The 2,842-nt window shown below is 43.9% G+C and carries 2 protein-coding genes and 1 pseudogene; 1 reads left to right on the plus strand and 2 read right to left on the minus strand.

Features of this window, described 5'->3' with window-relative positions; all coding sequences use genetic code 11:
* Nucleotides 1-1,066: VIT domain-containing protein (locus ACXAC4_RS19595; RefSeq protein WP_475164869.1), on the minus strand; the 1,066-nt coding region annotated here is incomplete at its 3' end.
* A gap of 56 nt (nucleotides 1,067-1,122) precedes the next feature.
* Nucleotides 1,123-1,860, minus strand: coding sequence for a sortase-associated OmpA-like protein PdsO (pdsO, locus tag ACXAC4_RS19600; RefSeq protein WP_475164870.1), 738 nt, complete (start codon nucleotides 1,858-1,860; stop codon nucleotides 1,123-1,125).
* A gap of 219 nt (nucleotides 1,861-2,079) precedes the next feature.
* Between pdsO and pdsR the strand changes: the two are divergent.
* Nucleotides 2,080-2,770: pseudogene (pdsR, locus tag ACXAC4_RS19605) on the plus strand (proteobacterial dedicated sortase system response regulator).
* Nucleotides 2,771-2,842 lie beyond the last annotated feature (72 nt).

Consider the following 2,842-nt stretch of genomic DNA (forward strand, 5'->3'; position numbering starts at 1 on the left):
TGTTAAAACTGTCATTTTCATCCAATAACGAAAGGGCATAAAACAAGGCTTGTTTGGCCTGCTCCATAGATTGACCATGCATTGAGCCGGAGGTATCAACAACAAACACCATTTCACGAGGCAGACGAGCTTGCGAGGTAAAGTGGTCGCTTGGCGGTACTAACATCAGTAAACCATATTCTTGCCCTGCTACTGTTTCGGTAAAAAATGCAGCCTGAGAGTGAGCTTTATCAAGGGGTTTAAATGTCAGCTCAAAGTCTCTATCCATTGGAACATCACGATTAAGTGATAACTGATAGCGACCAAAACTTGGATTATCGATTTGCATGCCCGCTAAATTAGCGCTGATATCACTAAGTTCAAGGCCAATATCCATCGCAATTGCTAGGTTTAGGCTCGCATCAGACTCTTGGCTTTGTGTACGATGAAAAACAGGCTTTAGCCACGCTGATGCCACTTGCACTGTGTTAGCTGTTGCGTCGCTCTGTTGTTCTGTGTCTGTTGTTTCTAGATTCGCTTTTTGCTGCAGTTCTGCCGTTAAAGGTTCGTAGCGCGGCGTAATAGTGGTTGGAAAACGCAGTGAAAACACACCATCGCGAAAACCGATTATCTCTTGGTATTGCAAGGTAATTTCAATCTCTTCCCCTGCTCCAAGGTTTGCCACATCAGTTGAGAAAATGTTCGCACGCTGCTGACGAACTAAAGCGGCGCGTTTACCCTGTTTTTGAGCTTGCTCAAACTGCTGTTCAGCCTGCTGTTTAAGGGCAATATTACCGGTGATAATGCGCTCACCAATTTGCATTTGCATGGCATGAACTGCGCTTTCATCTGGTAACGGAAACACATATCGGGCATTAACCGCAAACGGGTGCGGGTTTTGATAACGCTGTTTAACAACAACATGATTAATAAGCCCGGTGAGCGTCATAGTGACATCGTTTTTCACTAATAAGCCCGACGACACTTGGCTATTAGAATCATCATAAAAACGTAGTTCGGCACTGACATTGGCTGCAAATGCAGGGTTAACTGCATAACCTAATAAGAGGATAAAAAGGCTCCCCAAAAGGAGCCTTTTGGTACGGTTACTCAACATAATATGTCACTCCATCGACCGATGAATTAGTGGTTACTTTGTGCTGTGCGTAAGCTGCTTTGTGAAACAGGGCGTGTCGTTAAGGTTACGCGGCGGTCAAACACGTTGTCTTCGTAGTTATTTGAATCGGCAACACTTTGCTGCTCACCATAGGCGGTAGCGGTTAAGCGCGTATGAGGCACACCTTGTTTAATTAAGTAGCTTTGCACTGCATTTACACGCTGTTTTGAGAGCATTAAATTAGCCAACTCATCACCACGCTGATCTGCAAAGCCATTTAAGTCGATAGCCAGATTTGGCTGGGCAATAAGTAACTGCGCAACTTTATTGAGCTGGTTAGCAAAGTGTGGGGCAATTTCGCTAGAGCCGGTTTTAAACTGCACCGTCATCGCCAGTAGGGTGTTTAATTGGGCTTGTAGTAACTGCTCTTTTTCGTCAGCTAATAATTCAAGCTGCTCACTTAAGGCTGCGTTATCGGCAATTACTTGTTGGTAATCAGCGGTTTGCTCTTTCATTACAACTAATGCGTGTGCTTGTTCATCAATGGTGTTGTCTGCCGCTTCTTTTTCGCCAATTAAGCCACCAGCAAACGCGCCAATAAATGCACCCACTGGGCCGCCGACTATGCCGCCAACAACGGCACCTGCACCTAAGCCAATGGCTGTTTCTTTTGGTGTTTCTTGTTTAGTTTGACTCGCAGCGTCTGCAAAAGGGGCTACAGATACAGCAGATGTAATAACAGCGGCAATAATTAATTTTTTCATGGTTTAATCCTTTTTCTACTTAATTGCTTGGCAACATTGGTTGGTGTTGCGAACTTGGTATGGAGCTATTAAAACAAGTCGAAATGGCAATAAAGGGGATCAAAAAAGGCAAACTGCTGAGCAATTGTGGCAGAAAAATGGCAATCGCGTTTTTGCCAGTACGTAAGGCAAAAAATTAGGTATAGTTCGCTATAGAAAGAATTTAAGTAAGTATTAACAATGAAGAAAATAGCAATCGTTGAAGATGAAACAGCAATCCGCGAAAACTACACTGAAATGCTCAGCGCTCAGGGCTATCAGGTTGTAGGCTTTGCTGACAGATGCCAGTGCTGAACTGGCATTTAGTCAATCTTTACCAGATTTAGCCATTGTTGATATTGGCCTTGGCCATGAAGTGGATGGTGGTTTTTTACTTTGCCAAACATTACGCAGTCTTTCTAAAACCTTACCGATTATATTTTTAACCGCCCGCGATAGCGAAATTGATACCGTATGTGGCCTGCGCATGGGTGCTGACGACTACTTAACCAAAGACATCAGTATGGCGCATCTTGCTGCTCGCATTGGTGCCTTGTTTAGACGCCTTGATGCTTTCGATCAACCCGCCGATCAAACTGCTCTTTTGCATCGTGGCCCGTTAAAGTTAGATACCCAGCGCATGCAGGTTTTTTGGCAAGAGCAACTGGTTGATTTAACTGTGACAGAATTTTGGATGGTACATTCACTTGCACAGCGTCCAGGCCATGTAAAAAGCCGCAACGAATTAATGAGTGATGCGAAAATTTATGTTGATGACAGCACTATTACCTCACACGTAAAACGCATTCGTAAAAAGTTTATTGCTTTAGATGGTGCATTTGACTGCATTGATACCGTTTACGGTATGGGTTATCGCTGGGAGCAAGCTTAATGCTGCGTTTGGGGCTTAGAACAAAGTTTATTTAGGTGCTGGAGTCTTGTGTCCCACTAATACTTTAACCTT

The sequence above is a fragment of the Pseudoalteromonas sp. AWM4_233 genome, from assembly GCF_056158285.1.